15 protein-coding genes are annotated in these 15,513 nt (G+C 57.8%); 10 read left to right on the forward strand and 5 right to left on the reverse strand.

Translation table 11 applies throughout. From position 1 onward, the window contains the following. The first annotated feature begins 28 nt into the window (after positions 1 to 28). The 5 genes from EAO82_RS16475 (at position 29) to EAO82_RS16495 (ending at position 3,906) form a co-directional block, all read left to right on the forward strand. Positions 29 to 466 carry a hypothetical protein gene (locus tag EAO82_RS16475; protein WP_096348263.1) on the forward strand — a complete coding sequence of 146 codons (438 nt, stop codon included), beginning with the start codon at positions 29 to 31 and terminating at the stop codon, positions 464 to 466. Between the two features lie 201 nt (positions 467 to 667). Further along, positions 668 to 1,282 carry a BLUF domain-containing protein gene (locus EAO82_RS16480; RefSeq protein ID WP_096348264.1) on the forward strand — a complete coding sequence of 205 codons (615 nt, stop codon included), beginning with the start codon at positions 668 to 670 and terminating at the stop codon, positions 1,280 to 1,282. 134 nt (positions 1,283 to 1,416) lie between these two features. Further along, positions 1,417 to 2,397, forward strand: a complete 981-nt coding sequence (locus tag EAO82_RS16485; protein ID WP_096348265.1) for an alpha/beta fold hydrolase — start codon at positions 1,417 to 1,419, stop codon at positions 2,395 to 2,397. Then, the gene (locus tag EAO82_RS16490; RefSeq protein ID WP_096348266.1) at positions 2,394 to 3,074 is read left to right on the forward strand and encodes an SDR family NAD(P)-dependent oxidoreductase; all 681 of its coding nucleotides are present in this window, start codon (positions 2,394 to 2,396) and stop codon (positions 3,072 to 3,074) included. Before EAO82_RS16485 ends, EAO82_RS16490 begins: the two co-directional genes overlap by 4 nt. 124 nt (positions 3,075 to 3,198) lie before the next feature. Then, a complete protein-coding gene (locus tag EAO82_RS16495) occupies positions 3,199 to 3,906 on the forward strand; it encodes a hotdog fold domain-containing protein (protein WP_096348267.1) in 708 nt (235 codons plus the stop codon). A 23-nt stretch (positions 3,907 to 3,929) separates the two neighbouring features. On the opposite strand, the gene speA is transcribed toward EAO82_RS16495, so the two are convergent. Continuing rightward, positions 3,930 to 5,849: an arginine decarboxylase gene (speA, locus tag EAO82_RS16500; RefSeq protein WP_096348268.1), complete on the reverse strand. Its 1,920-nt coding sequence runs from the start codon at positions 5,847 to 5,849 to the stop codon at positions 3,930 to 3,932. A 182-nt stretch (positions 5,850 to 6,031) separates the two neighbouring features. On the opposite strand from speA, the gene EAO82_RS16505 reads away from it, so the two are divergent. Continuing rightward, a complete protein-coding gene (locus tag EAO82_RS16505) occupies positions 6,032 to 6,802 on the forward strand; it encodes a RhlG family 3-oxoacyl-ACP reductase (protein ID WP_096348269.1) in 771 nt (256 codons plus the stop codon). A gap of 31 nt (positions 6,803 to 6,833) precedes the next feature. Here the strand turns inward: EAO82_RS16505 and EAO82_RS16510 are convergent, their stop codons facing one another. Beyond that, positions 6,834 to 8,456: a GGDEF domain-containing protein gene (locus EAO82_RS16510; protein WP_096348270.1), complete on the reverse strand. Its 1,623-nt coding sequence runs from the start codon at positions 8,454 to 8,456 to the stop codon at positions 6,834 to 6,836. A 277-nt stretch (positions 8,457 to 8,733) separates the two neighbouring features. Here EAO82_RS16510 and ectA point away from each other — a divergent pair, with 277 nt between their 5' ends. From ectA to EAO82_RS16530, 4 genes are all read left to right on the forward strand, one after another. After that, the gene (ectA, locus tag EAO82_RS16515) at positions 8,734 to 9,288 is read left to right on the forward strand and encodes a diaminobutyrate acetyltransferase (RefSeq protein ID WP_410402956.1); all 555 of its coding nucleotides are present in this window, start codon (positions 8,734 to 8,736) and stop codon (positions 9,286 to 9,288) included. Positions 9,289 to 9,308: 20 nt separating this feature from the next. Then, positions 9,309 to 10,595 carry a diaminobutyrate--2-oxoglutarate transaminase gene (gene ectB / locus EAO82_RS16520; RefSeq protein WP_096348272.1) on the forward strand — a complete coding sequence of 429 codons (1,287 nt, stop codon included), beginning with the start codon at positions 9,309 to 9,311 and terminating at the stop codon, positions 10,593 to 10,595. 12 nt (positions 10,596 to 10,607) lie between these two features. Beyond that, positions 10,608 to 10,997: an ectoine synthase gene (locus EAO82_RS16525; RefSeq protein WP_096348273.1), complete on the forward strand. Its 390-nt coding sequence runs from the start codon at positions 10,608 to 10,610 to the stop codon at positions 10,995 to 10,997. A 129-nt stretch (positions 10,998 to 11,126) separates the two neighbouring features. After that, a complete protein-coding gene (locus EAO82_RS16530) occupies positions 11,127 to 12,557 on the forward strand; it encodes an aspartate kinase (protein WP_096348471.1) in 1,431 nt (476 codons plus the stop codon). An 82-nt stretch (positions 12,558 to 12,639) separates the two neighbouring features. On the opposite strand, the gene EAO82_RS16535 is transcribed toward EAO82_RS16530, so the two are convergent. From EAO82_RS16535 to zigA, 3 genes are all read right to left on the reverse strand, one after another. Next, on the reverse strand, positions 12,640 to 13,515 hold the full coding sequence (locus tag EAO82_RS16535) for an alpha/beta fold hydrolase (RefSeq protein WP_096348274.1): 876 nt from the start codon (positions 13,513 to 13,515) through the stop codon (positions 12,640 to 12,642). Between the two features lie 87 nt (positions 13,516 to 13,602). Further along, complete coding sequence (locus EAO82_RS16540) at positions 13,603 to 14,256, reverse strand: DUF1826 domain-containing protein (RefSeq protein WP_096348275.1); 654 nt, start codon at positions 14,254 to 14,256, stop codon at positions 13,603 to 13,605. After that, entirely contained in the window at positions 14,256 to 15,470 is a 1,215-nt protein-coding gene (zigA, locus tag EAO82_RS16545; protein WP_410402957.1) for a zinc metallochaperone GTPase ZigA, read from the reverse strand. The genes EAO82_RS16540 and zigA overlap by 1 nt, the downstream gene beginning before the upstream one ends. Positions 15,471 to 15,513 lie beyond the last annotated feature (43 nt).

Below are 15,513 nucleotides of genomic sequence, written 5' to 3' on the forward strand. Positions count from 1 at the left end.
CCCAGACAGGCTGACCACGGAGCATGATGTGCCCCACACCTTGCGGCTCACCACTTTGCTGGAGCGTGATTATCGCCAGCACGCACGCCCTCTGCAGCAGCTCAAACAGCAACTGCCGTTGATTGATGAGCTGTGCCGAACATTGGGCGTCAGCATCTTTAGCAGTTTTATCGATATCAGCGCGATCGAATGGCAGGAAGCTGCGCAACTGACCGGGCAGGATGCGAATAGCGTCGAAGCAGACCCCGAGACCGGTACGCCCCTGACCATTGAGGACTTTAGCTGGCATCCGGCCGCGCTGGGAATGGCCAGCCTGGAAGCCGTCAGCCAGCACCTGCAACGCGGCGAGAACCTGCGCTTTCAGGTTGAAGACGTAACCCCCCTGCTTAACGAACTGGCTGACTGCCTGGAACATCTGGCGCCGCTGGAAGCCGATGGCGGGCAGTTTCATTTTGCCGCAGCGTGAAACGCTTCAGCGCTCATAGCCGCCGGCCAGATTACCTTCCTTGCCCCCTGCCCTTGAACCATGCGTCGCCCATGCCACTCTATGTTGGGGTGACGGCGCCCTCGCGCTATGGGCCGACGTCTCTTGAAATATAAAGGCCGCCAACATACTGTCATAACGGCCTATGCTGGACGCATCGAATCAAGGATTACCTGAACACCCATGACTGATCTCATTCGCATCGTGTATATCAGCCGCGCAACCTTTGCCACTTCCAATCCTGCTGATGGGGTCGAGCCCACTGTATCGCGTATTCTGTCCACTTCGCGGACCAACAATCGCAAGCATGGTCTGGTTGGCATGCTCTATTACGGTGATGGTTGCTTCTTCCAGTGTCTGGAAGGCGAAACGTCCAAGGTGCAGACCCTGTACAAGACGCTGCTGAAGGACTCGCGGCACAAGGATCTTAAAATTCTCGCCAGCGAACCGATCAAGCGGCTGTCTTTCCCTGACTGGTCAATGAAATACGTGCCCGTGGATCAGCACATGCGCAAGCTGCTTGAAGAGCATGGCTTCGAACAGTTTGACCCCTATCGCTTCGATCACCATCTGGTTGAACGGGTCATGCAATTGCTTCAGGGCGTACCGGACCCGACCATTCCGCCGGTCGAAGGTCGCGCCTCGCCTCCCGCACGCACCCTGTTGGCCCCCTGTTTTGCAGCGCAACCGGACGCGCCGCCTTCAGCCAACGGCTCGGCCAAACTCAGCCTGGCGATCAGCATCGCTGCACTGGTCATCAGTGTTATCGCCCTGCTGCTGGTGCTGAGTCGCCTTTAAACCCACGCCGTTCTGGTATGCATTGTTGTAATGCATAACCCGGCGTTCGGGCAATGAATAACAATCCTGGCACGGGCAATTCAGCCACTATTTGACATAGTATTCAGGCAGATTGCTTAGCCCGGGAGATTTGCATGCCCCAGACAGAACATCAGATCCTTGATCTCAATGGTATCCAGCTCAGCCTGTACAGTGCCGGACCCACGCAGGGGCCGGTAGTGTGGCTGCTGCACGGATTCCCCGAATGCTGGTACTCCTGGCGGCATCAGATCAGCGCGCTGAGCGATGCTGGCTACCGCGTCTTTGCCCCTGAAATGCGCGGCTATGGCGCCAGCAGTGCGCCACGGGATCCAGCGCAATATGATCTGATCACCCTGTGCGGCGACATTCAGGCGGCGATGGATCTACTCGGCCATACGCAAGTGGCCATGATCGGCCACGACTGGGGCGCACCGATCGCCTGGCATCTGGCGCTGCTGGAGCCAGAGCGCGTGAACGTCGTCGGTGCACTGTCAGTGCCTTTCGGCGGCCGCCCGAAAAAGCCGGCCATTGGCATGATTCGCGAGCTGTACCAGGATCGCTTTCATTACATGCTGTACTTTCAAAAGCCCGGGCTGGCCGAGGCCGAGATGGCTGAGGATATCCCCCGTACCATGCGCGTGATGATGCATGGCATGTCCGGCACTGCCGGCGGCAGCACCTTGGTACAGGACAAACCCGCCGATGCGCGCTGGCTGGATGACCGTATCGACCCCGGCGTGCCACCGCAATGGTGTTCACCGGAAGCGTTTCAGGTCTACGTGGAGACTTTCGAGCGTAGCGGCTTTCACGGTCCGGTGAATTGGTACCGCAATTTCGAGCGCAACTGGGAACGCACCGAACCGTTAGCCGGCAAACAGATTGAACAGCCAGCCCTGTTTATTATTGGCGACGCTGATCCGGTAGGGGAGCTGGAAAGCTACACCATCAAGAAAATGCCTAACGTCGTGCCACGCGTGGAACAGCACGTCATCGCCAACTGCGGCCACTGGATCCAGTGCGAAAAGCCGGAAGCCATCAACCAGCTGCTGCTGGAGTTCCTCAAGCGTGAATTTACCCCGAAGGTGACCCCATGACCCCCGCCGACTTGACTGGCAAACGCATTCTATTAACTCAGGCAGACGCCTTTATGGGGCCGGCATTGCATGCGGTACTCAGCCGTTGCGGTGCGCAGGTAATGGCGGACACGGGCAGCCTGGACACCCCGGAAGCCGTAAACCAACTGGTTAACCGGTCTGGGCAGATTGATGTGCTGGTGGCCAATCTTGGCGTACCCGCACCCTCTACCGCGGCGGTAGAGGTCAGCGATGACGAGTGGCGCAGCATGTTTGCCCATATGGTCGACCCGCTACAGCAGCTCACCCGCGCTATCCTGCCAGCGATGATTGAACGTCAACGCGGCAAGATACTGTTGATGGGCAGCGCTTCAGCACTGCGCGGCATGAAGCGCGCATCCAGCTACAGCGCCGCGCGCGGCGCGCAACTGGCGTATGTCCGCGCGGTGGGCGTGGAAATGGCCAGACATAATATTCAGATCAATGCGATAGCGCAGAACTTCGTCGATAACCCCACCTATTTTCCTGCCGAGATACAGGCCAAGCCGGCGTTCCAGGAGCGATTGCAACGTGAGGTACCCCTGGGTCGCCTGGTCTCCGCCGAAGAGGACGCACAGTTCGCCGCCTATTTATGCAGCGACGCAGCCAATTGTTTTGTCGGACAGATATTTCCCGTATGCGGCGGATGGGCGGACTGAGTCGCCGCGAGACTCGCCGGCCGTCGGCTAATGCTCTATTAACCCGCCTGATAGCAGTACATCAGGCTGAAAAAAGCCTCCGTGCAAAGCGTATCATGGAGCTCCAGCCAGAGCGGAGCCGACCATGCAAGAGCACCAGATTATTATCGCCAAGCGTTTCTGCGGTCCACCCCAGAGCGGCAACGGCGGCTACGTAGCCGGCTTGCTGGCCAAAGCCATGGGCCGGCCATGCCAGGTGACGCTGCACGCGCCGCCGCCGCTTGATACCCCGCTACGGCTGCTATCTGTAGCAGAAGGCCTGCAACTGCTGGATGGGGACTTGCTGCTGGCGACCGGCAAGGACTACCAATTGCAGATGGCCGCGCCCCAGCCGCCGGAGCTGACTAGCGCACTGAGCGCCGAAAGCCGTTATGAAGGGTTTCAGGATCACGGTCTGCCTAATTGCTTTGTCTGCGGTCCGCTGCGCAAGGCCAACGATGGGCTGCGGATTTTTGCCGGTCCGCTGGACGCAGGGGCGGATCAGGTGGCCGCTGTGTGGCAACCCGATGCGACGCTGGATGATGGAACAGGGATGGTCGCCAGCGAGTTTGTATGGGCTGCTCTGGATTGCCCCGGCTTCTTCGCCGTCAAGCATGCGTCAGGAACCGCCCTGCTCGGGCGGTTTGCTGCACGTTTGTTAGAACCGGTGGCGATAGGTGAGCGTTTGATCGTCAGCGGTTGGGCGCTGGGTCACGACGGGCGCAAGCACCGGGCCGGCACCGCCCTGCATCGCCAGGACGGCACGCCTGTCGCCCTGGCCGAAGCGACCTGGATCAGCCTGAATAAGGCGTGAGCTGTGCCGCTCGCTCTTAGCGCTTATTCAGCGCTCAGGTAAGACGAGCGAGTCAATCCCAGGCGCAACGCATCAACAAAGCGCGCCCGCTCCGCAGAGCTGAGTCGTGCTCCGGCGACCTTGTCACGGTAGCGGGTGACCAGCTCATCCGGCTCGAAGTGTACGTAGCGCAACATGTCTTCGATGGTGTCGTGGGTTTCGATGCCGCCATGCACTACCCGGCCGTCGCTGCGCAAGTAGACGTTGACCGAGTCGGTGTCGCCGAACAGGTTGTGCATGTCACCGAGGATCTCCTGGTAAGCACCGACCAGGAAGATGCCCAGCAGGTAATCCTCGCCCTCACGCAACTCGTGTACCGGCAGGCTGTTTTCGATGCTCTGCTCGTCCACGTAATGGCGGATCTTGCCATCGGAGTCACAGGTCAGATCCTGCAGCACCGCGCGGCGCAGCGGCTCTTCATCCAGACGATTGATCGGCATGATCGGCAGCACCTGATCAATCGCCCAGGTGTCCGGCAAGCTTTGGAAGACCGAGAAGTTGCAGATGTACTTGTCAGCCATCTTGTCATTCAGCTCGTCCAGCACCTGCCTGTGAGACCGCTGACGGGCTTTGAGCAGATCATGCAGTCGCGAACACAGGGCAAAGTAACATTGCTCCGCTAGCGCCTTTTCCGACAGGCTCAGCTTGCCTTCAGCATACTGCGCCGCCACATCAGCCATGTAATGCGTCGCGCGCCAGTAGGTTTCGGTGACCATTTCGATGTCGTTATGGTCGAGCAGCCCCACCAGGTTGCGCACCACCTGCGGCAAGCTGTCCAGATCATCAATCGGTGGCAGCGTGTCGTTATGACGCTCCACATCGGTGACCTGCACCACCAGCACTGCGTGATGAGCAGTCATCGCCCGGCCGCTTTCGGAAAAGATGTGCGGATGCGGCAAACCCTGGTCATTACAGAAGTCGCGCAACATGGCGACTACCGTGTGCGCGTACTCGTTGACGTCATAGTTGATCGAGCTGGCATTGCGCGAGTGAGTGCCGTCGTAATCCACGCCCAGGCCGCCGCCGACGTCGATATGATCGACCGGCAGCCCCAGCGCGCGTAGTTCACCGAAATAACGAATGGCCTCACGGAAGCCATGCTGGTAGTCGGCCAGGTTGGCAATCTGCGAGCCCATATGAAAATGCAGCAGCCGCACACCATCTTGCAACCCGGCATTGCGGAACTGCTCGACCACGCGCAGCAGTTGGGCGGCAGACAGGCCGAACTTGGATTTCTCGCCACCGGTGTCGGCCCACTTGCTTGAGGCCAGGGACGACAGCCGCACGCGCAAACCCACCTGCGGCGTCAGGCCCATTTTCGCCGCCTCTTCGATCACCAGGCGTACTTCCGATTCTTTCTCGATAACGATGAACACGTTATGTCCAAGCTTCTGGCCAATCAATGCCAGATTGATGAACTCGCGGTCCTTGTAGCCATTGCAGACGATAGTGCCGCCCTTGGGCGCCAGCGCCAGCACCGCCATCAGCTCGGGCTTGGAGCCGGCTTCAAGGCCAATGGACACATCCTCAGTGGCGATGATGTTCTCAACCACCGCTTCCTGCTGGTTGACCTTGATCGGATACAGCGCGGTATAGCCGTTGGTGTATTCCAGCTCGGCGATATTGCTGTCGAAAGCGCCGGTCAACTGGCGCACACGGTCCTGCAGAATATCCGGGAAACGCACCAGCAAGGGCAGATCCAATCCGCTCTCGCGCAACTGTGCGACCAGCTCGTGCAGATCGATAGCCTTGCCGTCAGGCCCGCGCGGTTTGACATCCACATGACCCTGCTCGTTGACGTTGAAGTAGCCAGCGCCCCAATGACGAATGCCAAAAACGCTGCGGCTGTCGGCAACCGTCCAGGCTGAAGCATCTTCCTTACGTGAACGTCGCTGTAACGCCATCAAATACACCTCTTGTCATAAGCTGGAAAAAACTGGCTACAGGATAAAGCAAAAGCGCCACACCTGCCGCTTCGATGATCGGGCATTTGTCTGCTGTATAACCAATGCAAACACTTGGCCTGCCGGGACCTGCCCACTACTGTAGTGCAACTGGATGACAAACCTATTCGTGGAGTGAACAGATGCAACAGTATTTCAGCCTCAAGGGACGCACCGCCCTGGTAACCGGCGGCAGCCGCGGTATCGGCAAGATGATCGCTCAGGGTTTTCTCGAAGCGGGTGCACGGGTAATCATATGCAGCCGCAAGAAAGACGAATGCGAGGCTACCGCCGCCGAGCTCGGCCAGTACGGTGAATGCATCGCGGTCAGCGCCGACCTATCCAGCGAGGACGGCGCCAAGGCCCTGTTTGCTGACCTGCAAGCGCATACCCAGCACCTGGACATTCTGGTCAATAACGCCGGTACCAGTTGGGGCGCCAAGCTGGAAGACTTTCCGGTCAAAGGCTGGGAGAAGGTCATGCAACTAAACGTGACCTCGGTATTCAGCTGTATTCAACAATTGCTGCCAATGCTGCGCAAAGCCGGCAATGCCGAGAGCCCGGCGCGGGTGATCAATATCGGCTCGGTTGCGGGCATCAGCGCGTTCGGCGAAGAGGCTTATTCCTACGGGCCAAGCAAAGCGGCGGTGCATCAGCTGTCACGCATGCTCGCCAAGGAACTGGTCGGTGAGCATATCAATGTCAACGTGATCGCTCCGGGCCGCTTCCCGAGCAAGATGACCAGCCACATTCACACTGACCCTGAGGCGCTGGCGGAAGATTGCCGGCACATCCCGATGAAGCGCTGGGGTCGTGAAGAAGAAATGTCAGCACTGGCAATCATGCTGGCCAGCACCGCGGGTGCCTATATGACCGGCAATATCATCCCGATCGATGGCGGCTTTACTCTCTAGGCCTTACCGGGCTGGCTGATGCCGGCCCCTATTAAACATCCGTGGTGAACACTGCCTGGTGTTTGCCCGATCCCTTGGCCTTATACAAGGCCCGATCAGCTTTGGCCAACACCTCTTCGGTGGTTTGCCCGTCCGCGGGCCAGAACGCGCCACCTATACTGCAGCCGACCTTGGTCTCCTCCCCGGCGATCAACATCGGCGTACCCAGGGCGCTGAGCGTACGAGCGGCGATCTGACGCGCGATGATCTCCAGCTCCTCAGGCCTGATATTCAAGACCATAACGAATTCATCTCCCCCCAGGCGCACCAGCAGGTCGCCCTCGCGCACCTTGGACCGCAGGCGCTCGGCTACCAGCTTCAGCAGCTCATCCCCTGCGGCGTGGCCTAACTGGTCATTGACCTGCTTGAAGCCGTCCAAATCTAGAAACAGTAATGCCATGGGGCTATTTCGGTCATGCATGCGCAGGTAGCTTTCGAACCCGGCGCGATTGGCAAGACCCGTCAGGCGGTCGGTCAGCGCCATCTCCGACATTTCGCCCAGCTTGTTTTCCTGCTGACCAAGCGCGGCTACCAGATGGCGGATGGAGCTACTGAGAATTTCCAGCTCCCTGATACCCTTGATGACCGGAATCTCCGCAGGCTTGCCATCTGCCAGCTTGTCAGCCGCCCGTGCTATCTGATTGAGTGAACGCGTGAGGCGTCTGCTCGCCAGCCAGCCGACAAAAGCGAATACCACTGCCAAGGCCGAGCCGACGATGACAATATCCCGCTGCAGCTCTTTCGCCGGCTCGTCAGCCAATGCCAGTGGCTGACGAGCTATCACAGTCCAGTTCAAGCCCGGATAGTCGGCATGCCCGTCGGCACGGGCAATACCGGTCAGGTAGGAGCCCGCCTGCGGCCCACCCCACTCCACTACACGGCGATTGATTCCGCTAGCTTCGTCCTTGGCCTCCAACAAGGGTGCCAGCGATTCACCGACCCATTCCTCAGGGCCAAGCAGCACCGTACCCTCGGCACTCAATACAAAAAACTCGACACTGCGACGTTGCTGAGCGGGATTGAGCAGCGAGCGGCTGACCTCCGCGGCCCAACCCCAGGACAAGTGCGCCGCTAATACACCCAGCAGTTGTCCATCGGCGCCTTCAATCGGCAAGCTGATATCGACAAACTTCATTGGCTCGCCTGAGGGATTGGGCAGCAGGCTGGCCAACAGGACAGCTTCATGAACGTCGCCAATAAACATCCCTTCCTTACCCTGGATATACACCGGACGCTGAGCGATATTGACCCCTTCGAGAATCCTCTGGCTCGCCACCCGCACGGTGCCGTCCGGGCTCAACAGCCCGAGCCATGCAACCTCGCCCATACCGTTCTGCAACTGATCGATAATCCGCTGCTGCTGCTCACGGGCATCCGGCTGGCTCAACACATCCAACTCGGCCATTACCTTCAATACAGAGGCGCGCGCGGACATATCGCGGTCAAGCCGGTCGCCCATCTGATGCGCCAACTCCGCGAGCTCGAAGCCCGCACTGCCACGTAGGCGAGCGGCAAAATCCTTGCTGATAAAAGCACCAAAAATCCAGCTCATCATTACGATAAGCAAAGCAATCAACAGCGCCAGGCGGGTGCGCAGACTGGTAGAAGAGCGCATTCGGTAGGAATCCTGTCCAGTATCGTTTTTTGTTCATCGTACAGGCGGGATACCAGCAAGGTGAAGACAAAAGGCTTTTCTACCCCCTTCTCTGGCAGCCTTTATAAATGCGCACTGACAGGGAATTTACTGCCGTCATTCAGGGTCAGAGCAGACCAATATGACAAATCTATTTAACAGCTGTAAATATTTGATGAGCAACCAAGTAGGCCTGTAAACGTGCGGAACAGCGGGTTGAGATAATTTCCTGGATATGTTTATCATGTAAATAGTATTTATGAGTAAAGATCAGGACACGATGACAAATATACCCGTAACACTACGTAAACCAGAGGCCACAGACGGTTTCGCGCTCAATGAGCTCGTTGCTCGCTGCGCCCCGCTGGACACCAATTCGGTGTACTGCAATCTGTTGCAGTGTGGCGATTTCGCGGATACCGCGATCACCGCCCTCACCGAGGACGGCGACATGGTTGGCTTCATTTCCGGTTATCGCCCGCCGAACAAGCCGAACACATTGTTCGTCTGGCAGGTGGCCGTAGACAGCCGCATGCGCGGCCAGGGCCTTGCACTGAAAATGCTGATGGGTCTGGTCGAACGTGTTGCAGGTAAAGGTGTAACGCATCTGGAAACGACGATTTCCCCCGGCAACGAAGCCTCGGAAGCGCTGTTCAAAAAGGCCTTCCGCCAGCTCGGCTCCGAATACAGCACCCGGACGATCTTTTCCCGGGAGCAACATTTCAATGGCCAGCATGACGATGAAGTGCTCTACAGCGCTGGTCCATTTGCAGCAACTTTTATAGCCGCCTCTGCGGCTGCACAAACTGCCTAATTAAGAAATCAGGAGACACCATGAACAACTTCGAACAGTTCGAAAAACATGAATCCGGTATCCGTAGCTATTGCCGCTCGTTCCCCGTGATCTTCAAGCAAGCTCGCGGCGCGGAACTGATCACCAGCGAAGGCAAGCATTACATCGACTTCCTCGCCGGTGCAGGCACACTGAACTACGGTCATAACCATCCGGTTCTGAAGCAGGCACTGATCGATTACATCTCCGACGACGGCATCACCCACGGCCTGGATATGTATTCCGGCGCCAAGGAAAACTTCCTGGAAGTCTTTCACCGTGTGATTCTTGAGCCCCGTGGCTTTGGCGACTACGTTACCCAGTTCAGTGGCCCTACTGGCACCAACTCGGTAGAAGCCGCGTTGAAACTGGCGCGTAAGGTCACCGGCCGCAACAACGTGATCAGCTTCACCAACGGCTTCCATGGCTGCAGCATCGGCGCACTGGCTGTGACCGGCAACCAGCATCACCGTGGCGCCGCAGGCGTAGCGTTGACCGATGTCAGCCGCATGCCTTACGCCAACTACTTTGGCGAGAGTGCCAATACCATCGCGATGATGGACAAGATGCTCAGCGATCCAAGCAGCGGTATTGATAAGCCCGCCGCGGTAATTGTCGAAGTGGTTCAGGGTGAAGGTGGTCTTAACACCGCTTCAGCCGAGTGGATGCGCAAACTGCAGAAACTGTGCCGCAAGCACGGCATGCTGATGATCGCCGATGATATCCAGGCTGGCTGTGGCCGTACTGGTTCATTCTTCAGCTTTGAAGGCATGGGCATCCAGCCTGACATTATTACCCTGTCCAAGTCGCTGAGCGGCTACGGTCTGCCATTTGCAGTCGTTGTCATGCGCCGCGAGCTGGACCAGTGGGAGCCGGGCGAGCATAACGGTACGTTCCGAGGCAACAACCTTGCCTTCGTCACCGCTGCCGCCGCCATGGAGCACTTCTGGACGACTGACGAATTTGCCAAGAGCGTTCAGGCCAAGGGCAAGATGGTCAAAGAGCGTATGCAGAAGATCGTTCGCAAGCACGGCCCTGACTCTCTGTTTGTTAAGGGTCGCGGCATGATGGTTGGCATCAGTTGCCCCAATGGTGAGATTGCCTCGGCCATTTGCCAGGAGTCTTTCCAGCATGGTCTGGTTATCGAAACCAGCGGCAACCACAGTCAGGTGGTCAAGTGTCTGGCCCCGCTGATTATCACTGAAGAACAGATTGACCAAGCCATGACCATTCTGGATGCTGCATTTGCCAAGGTCATGAAAGAAGATTCCGCCGAACAGGCTTCCTGAGGAGAACGAACCATGATCGTACGTACACTGAAGGATTGCGAAGCCTCTGAACGACGCGTTGTCTCGCAGAACTGGGAAAGTACCCGCATGTTGTTGAAAGAAGACAAGATGGGTTTTTCCTTTCACATCACGACCATCTACGCCAATACCGAGACGCACATTTGGTACAAGAACCACCTCGAGTCGGTGTATTGCATGAGTGGTAACGGCGAGATCGAAACCCTGTCGGATGGCAAGGTCTACAAGATTGAGCCGGGAACGCTGTATATCCTTGATCAGCACGACGATCACATGCTGCGCGGCGGCACCGAAGACATGAAAATGGCTTGCGTCTTCAACCCGCCATTGAGCGGCAAGGAAGTTCACGACGAAGACGGCGTATACCCCGCAGACGCTACCTGAGCACCAGCATGCTGGTCGGGTTCGCACTCCACCCGACCAGCATCAGCGGCTAGAGCCGTTGGACAGAAGTCATGCCGCCCCAGGATCAGGATGGTTGGCAACATTCACCAACGACAGACACCTTATATTATGCATACCGTAGAAAAGATTGGCGGCACCTCAATGAGCCGCTTCGACGAAGTACTCGACACCCTCTTTATTGGCCAGCGCAAACAACACGAGCTTTACAATCGCGTGTTTGTGGTTTCCGCCTACGGCGGCATGACCAATATGCTGCTGGAACACAAGAAATCCGGTGACCCCGGCGTTTATGAGCGTTTTGCCGATGCGCAGAACGAAGACGCCTGGCTGGACGCACTGGATGCCGTACTGGATGCGATGCGCGCGAAGAATGCCGAACTGTTCAGCGGTGAGTACGAGCGCCAGGCCGCAGACCGCTTTATCGAAGGTCGCTTCGGTGATGTGCGCGACTGCATGCTCAGCCTGCAGCAGCTCTGCACCTATGGTCACTTCCAGCTCACCGAGCACCTGATGAAGGTGCGCGAAATGCTCGCTTCTCTGGGTGAAGCACATAGCGCTTTCAATACCGTACTGGCGTTGAAGAAGCACGGAGCCAATGCGCGCCTGGTAGATCTGACTGGCTGGAACCAGCCGGAGCCCAAAGCTTTCCAGGACATGATCAAGGACAGCTTCGATGGCATCGACCTGAGCAAGGAACTGGTTGTCGCTACCGGCTACACGCATTGCAGTGAAGGCCTGATGAATACTTTCGATCGTGGCTACAGCGAAATCACCTTCGCCCAGATCGCCGCGACCACCAGTGCCCGTGAAGCGATTATCCACAAGGAATACCACCTCTCCAGCGCTGATCCGAACTTGGTCGGCCTGGACAATGTGGTGACCATCGGCCGGACCAATTATGACGTGGCCGATCAGCTGTCGAATCTGGGCATGGAGGCAATCCATCCCAAGGCTGCGCGCACATTGCGCCGCGCCGGCATTCAGCTGCGGATCAAGAATGCTTTTGAACCGCACCATGCTGGTACCCTGATCAGTCAGGACTACTGCAGCGAGAAGCCCTGCGTGGAAATTATCGCCGGCCGCAAGGACGTCTTCGGTCTGGAAGTATTCGACCAGGAAATGCTGGGTGACGTGGGTTACGACATCGAGATCACCAAGCTGCTCAAGCAGCTCAAGCTGTACGTGGTCAACAAGGATTCCGATGCCAACAGCATCACCTACTATGCATCGGGTTCACGCAAGATGATCAATCGCGCGGCGCGGTTGATTGAGGAAAAGTACCCTATGTCCGAAGTGCACGTGCACAATATCGCCATCGTGTCGGCGATCGGCTCAGACCTCAAGGTCAAGGGTATTCTGGCCAAAACGGTTGCCGCTCTGGCTAGTGCCGACATCAGCATCCAGGCGATTCACCAGTCGATACGCCAGGTGGAGATGCAGTGCATCATCAAGGAAGAAGATTACGATGCTGCGGTGGCTGCCCTGCACCAGGCATTGATTGAGCCGGAAAATCATGGCGACGTGATCGCTGCCGCCTGAGAGGGTTAGCCCTCAGGGTGTCAGCTCAGCACTAAAAAGCAGGCAGGCCTTTAAGGACTGCCTGCTTTTTAGTTTTCAGGTTTCAAGTTTTTAACAGAAAGCGACTAATCAGATCGGCACTCTGCGCCGAGTTTTCCTGCATGAAGCAGTGCCCCCCTTCTGCCGACAATACACTGACCTGCGGATTGATGGTCGCCAGACGCTTGGCCGACTGCTGCACAAAGGGATAGGTCTTGTCGCCGTGAATTACCAGGGTGGGCGTTCTGATCCGCTTGAGCGCTGGCCACAGGCGCTTGGGCATGGTTTCAAAGACCTCCGCCTCGCGGCTGGGTCGGCATTTCAGCTCTACACCGTTTTCCTGATGATCCCTCAGCGCATGATCAATATGCGCCTGGAACCCCGCCTCCTCCCAACCACGGAATATGCCGCGATTGTGCAGCGCGCCATAGGCGGTATCGCGGTCCGGCCAGTGATGCCGACGCGCCTTGGCGCTATCGGCCATCGGATTGCGCCGTACACCGAGCAGGCTCAAGCTGGTACGCAACTGAATCAGACGCATGGGAAACAGCACAGGATCCAGCAGTACCGCGCGCTCGAACAGATCCGGATGAGCCGACAGCACCAAACTGGTCAGCACACCACCGAAGCTGTGACCGCAGGCAAATCGGGGTACGTCACCGAAGCGCTCGCGTCCGGCCTGAAAGGCTTCCAGCGCCAATTCGGCATTACGATTCCAACCCAGAAAATGACCGCCATGATCGCTTTCGCCATGGCCTTGCAGATCGCAAAGCCACAGATCGAAATCTTTCGCCAAGAGGGCCAGCAGCGGCTCATAGGTCCGTGTGCAGAACCCGTTACCGTGAAGGAAATGCAAAAGCGGCTTGCCCGATACGGGGGTATGCCAACCGCGCAGATCAAAGCCTGCGCTCGTCGTGTGCTGCCAGGGTAGCAACTGCATAAAAGGCTACTCGATCAAATGGAAGCGACATTCTAGAGCGCGGTAGCTTCAATGTCAGCGGTAAACTGCGCCTCTGCCACCTCGGTATCAATCAAGCCAGTCCAGGGTCAGCAGTAATCGCCGCTGCCCCAGCGGCAGACGCGGCGAACGGTGAACCAGACCGCGTCCTTCATTGCCGTGCCAACGCTCGCCCTTGAGCAGCGCAACCTCGCCGCAAGCAAAGGCGCGCGCCGCAACATCATCATTACAGGAATCGGCCGCAGGACCGCCCAATTGCTGACGCGGCGAGTCCTGCTCTGTTAACCACTCCGAGCCCGGCCCGACATAGCTGGTGATCAATCTGACTGCCACCTTGTCAACATGCCAGCGCGGGCACATGGCCTTGTCCAGGGTGCGCAGTCGCACTCCCACCGCGCGGGCGTCAAGCAAACAAGCGAACAGGCTGACCAGGTAGCCGACGTCGGCAACAAACTCTGCATATCCGGGAATATCGGCAACTCCCTGCGCAAATCTCGGCAGCTTCGCAATATCACTGTGTTCTGCGTCCTTGGCCGTCCATGTACAAGTCTCGGCCAGTACCCTGCCGGATACCAGCAGAGTCTGGCCGAATTGCGACACCACAGGGTCTACCTGGCGTTGCCAGACCGCCAGATTCACATCGTCACGCAGAATCTCGAGTAAGCTTTCAACGGTCTTGCCTTCCACCTGACGAGGCATGACTGGCATGGCGTGGGCCAACATCAGGCCGCTTCCTCGGTCCAGGGGCCAAAGGGGTCAGGCAGTGATTGCCAGGCTTCGACGCCGCCAGCCATCTCAGCGTCGGTCAGCAGGCATGCATCCAGTTCCCGGGTGAGCCGGGCAAAATCGATATGCTGACCGATAAAAACCAGTTCCTGACGGCAATCGCCGGTTTGCGCATCCCAGTTAGCCATGATGGATTCCAGGCCCTCGCCCTCCACCGGCCATTGCGCCTTGGGCACTGAGCGCCACCAGCGCCCGGCGTAGCTGTAACGCATAAGACCACCGGCCTGTGACCAGCTGCCGGCTTCCTGCGGTCGGCTGGCGAGCCAGAAAAAGCCTTTGGAACGCAGCAGCCGGCCATTTTCCCAGGTGCGATTAAGGAAGTTGAAAAAGCGTTGCGGGTGGAAGGGCTTGCGCGCTTGATAGGTATCAGCGGCGATCCCGTACTCTTCTGTTTCAGGCACATGCTCACCGCGCATTTCCTTCAGCCATCCCGGCGCCAGAGAGGCCTTGTCGAAGTTGAACCGCCCGGTATCAAGCACCTTGTCCAGTGGCACCTGGCCCATAACCATGGGTATCACCTCTGCTTCGGCATTCAATCCACGCAATATCGCCACCAGTTCCTCACGCTGATCAGCCGAGATCAGATCCATCTTGCTCACCAGCAGTACATCGGCAAACTCGACCTGCTCAATCAACAGATCGGTAATCGAGCGCTGGTCTTCCTCACCTAGTGTCTCCCCGCGGCTGGCCAGGCTTTCGGCAGCCTGGAAATCGATCAGGAAGTTCATGCCATCGACCACGGTAACCATGGTGTCCAGGCGTGCCAGGTCGGACAGACTGCGCCCCTGCTCATCACGGAAGGTAAAGGTTTCTGCCACCGGCATGGGTTCGGAAATTCCAGTGGACTCGATAAGCAGATAATCGAAGCGCCCCTCCTCCGTCAGGCGTGCTACCTCCTCGAGCAGGTCTTCACGCAAGGTGCAGCAGATGCAGCCATTGCTCATTTCCACCAGCCGCTCTTCCGCGCGGTTCAGGGTTACATCGCGCTGCACTTCGCTGGCATCGATATTGATCTCGCTCATGTCATTGACGATCACCGCCACGCGCAGGTTTTCCCTGTTACGCAGAATCTGATTGCGCAAGGTGGTTTTCCCCGAACCGAGAAAACCTGAAAGGACCGTGACCGGCAACGGCATAAGCGACGAAGACATAAAGGCTCCCAGAGGCATATTCAAGAAGCTGCCATCCTATATT

This window comes from Halopseudomonas pelagia (assembly GCF_009497895.1).
Classification (GTDB): Bacteria; Pseudomonadota; Gammaproteobacteria; order Pseudomonadales; family Pseudomonadaceae; genus Halopseudomonas; species Halopseudomonas pelagia_A.

Excerpts from the sequence above, each read along its gene's own strand:
- EAO82_RS16495 (WP_096348267.1), top strand. The coding sequence starts at position 3,199 with ATGCAAGAGCACCAGATTATTATCGCCAAGCGTTTCTGCGGTCCACCC.
- EAO82_RS16480 (WP_096348264.1), top strand. The coding sequence starts at position 668 with ATGACTGATCTCATTCGCATCGTGTATATCAGCCGCGCAACCTTTGCC.
- EAO82_RS16530 (WP_096348471.1), top strand. The coding sequence starts at position 11,127 with ATGCATACCGTAGAAAAGATTGGCGGCACCTCAATGAGCCGCTTCGAC.
- ectA (WP_410402956.1), top strand. The coding sequence starts at position 8,734 with ATGAGTAAAGATCAGGACACGATGACAAATATACCCGTAACACTACGT.
- EAO82_RS16505 (WP_096348269.1), top strand. The coding sequence starts at position 6,032 with ATGCAACAGTATTTCAGCCTCAAGGGACGCACCGCCCTGGTAACCGGC.
- ectB (WP_096348272.1), top strand. The coding sequence starts at position 9,309 with ATGAACAACTTCGAACAGTTCGAAAAACATGAATCCGGTATCCGTAGC.
- EAO82_RS16525 (WP_096348273.1), top strand. The coding sequence starts at position 10,608 with ATGATCGTACGTACACTGAAGGATTGCGAAGCCTCTGAACGACGCGTT.
- EAO82_RS16540 (WP_096348275.1), bottom strand. The coding sequence starts at position 14,256 with ATGTTGGCCCACGCCATGCCAGTCATGCCTCGTCAGGTGGAAGGCAAG.
- EAO82_RS16485 (WP_096348265.1), top strand. The coding sequence starts at position 1,417 with ATGCCCCAGACAGAACATCAGATCCTTGATCTCAATGGTATCCAGCTC.
- EAO82_RS16490 (WP_096348266.1), top strand. The coding sequence starts at position 2,394 with ATGACCCCCGCCGACTTGACTGGCAAACGCATTCTATTAACTCAGGCA.
- EAO82_RS16535 (WP_096348274.1), bottom strand. The coding sequence starts at position 13,515 with ATGCAGTTGCTACCCTGGCAGCACACGACGAGCGCAGGCTTTGATCTG.
- zigA (WP_410402957.1), bottom strand. The coding sequence starts at position 15,470 with ATGTCTTCGTCGCTTATGCCGTTGCCGGTCACGGTCCTTTCAGGTTTT.
- speA (WP_096348268.1), bottom strand. The coding sequence starts at position 5,849 with ATGGCGTTACAGCGACGTTCACGTAAGGAAGATGCTTCAGCCTGGACG.
- EAO82_RS16510 (WP_096348270.1), bottom strand. The coding sequence starts at position 8,456 with ATGCGCTCTTCTACCAGTCTGCGCACCCGCCTGGCGCTGTTGATTGCT.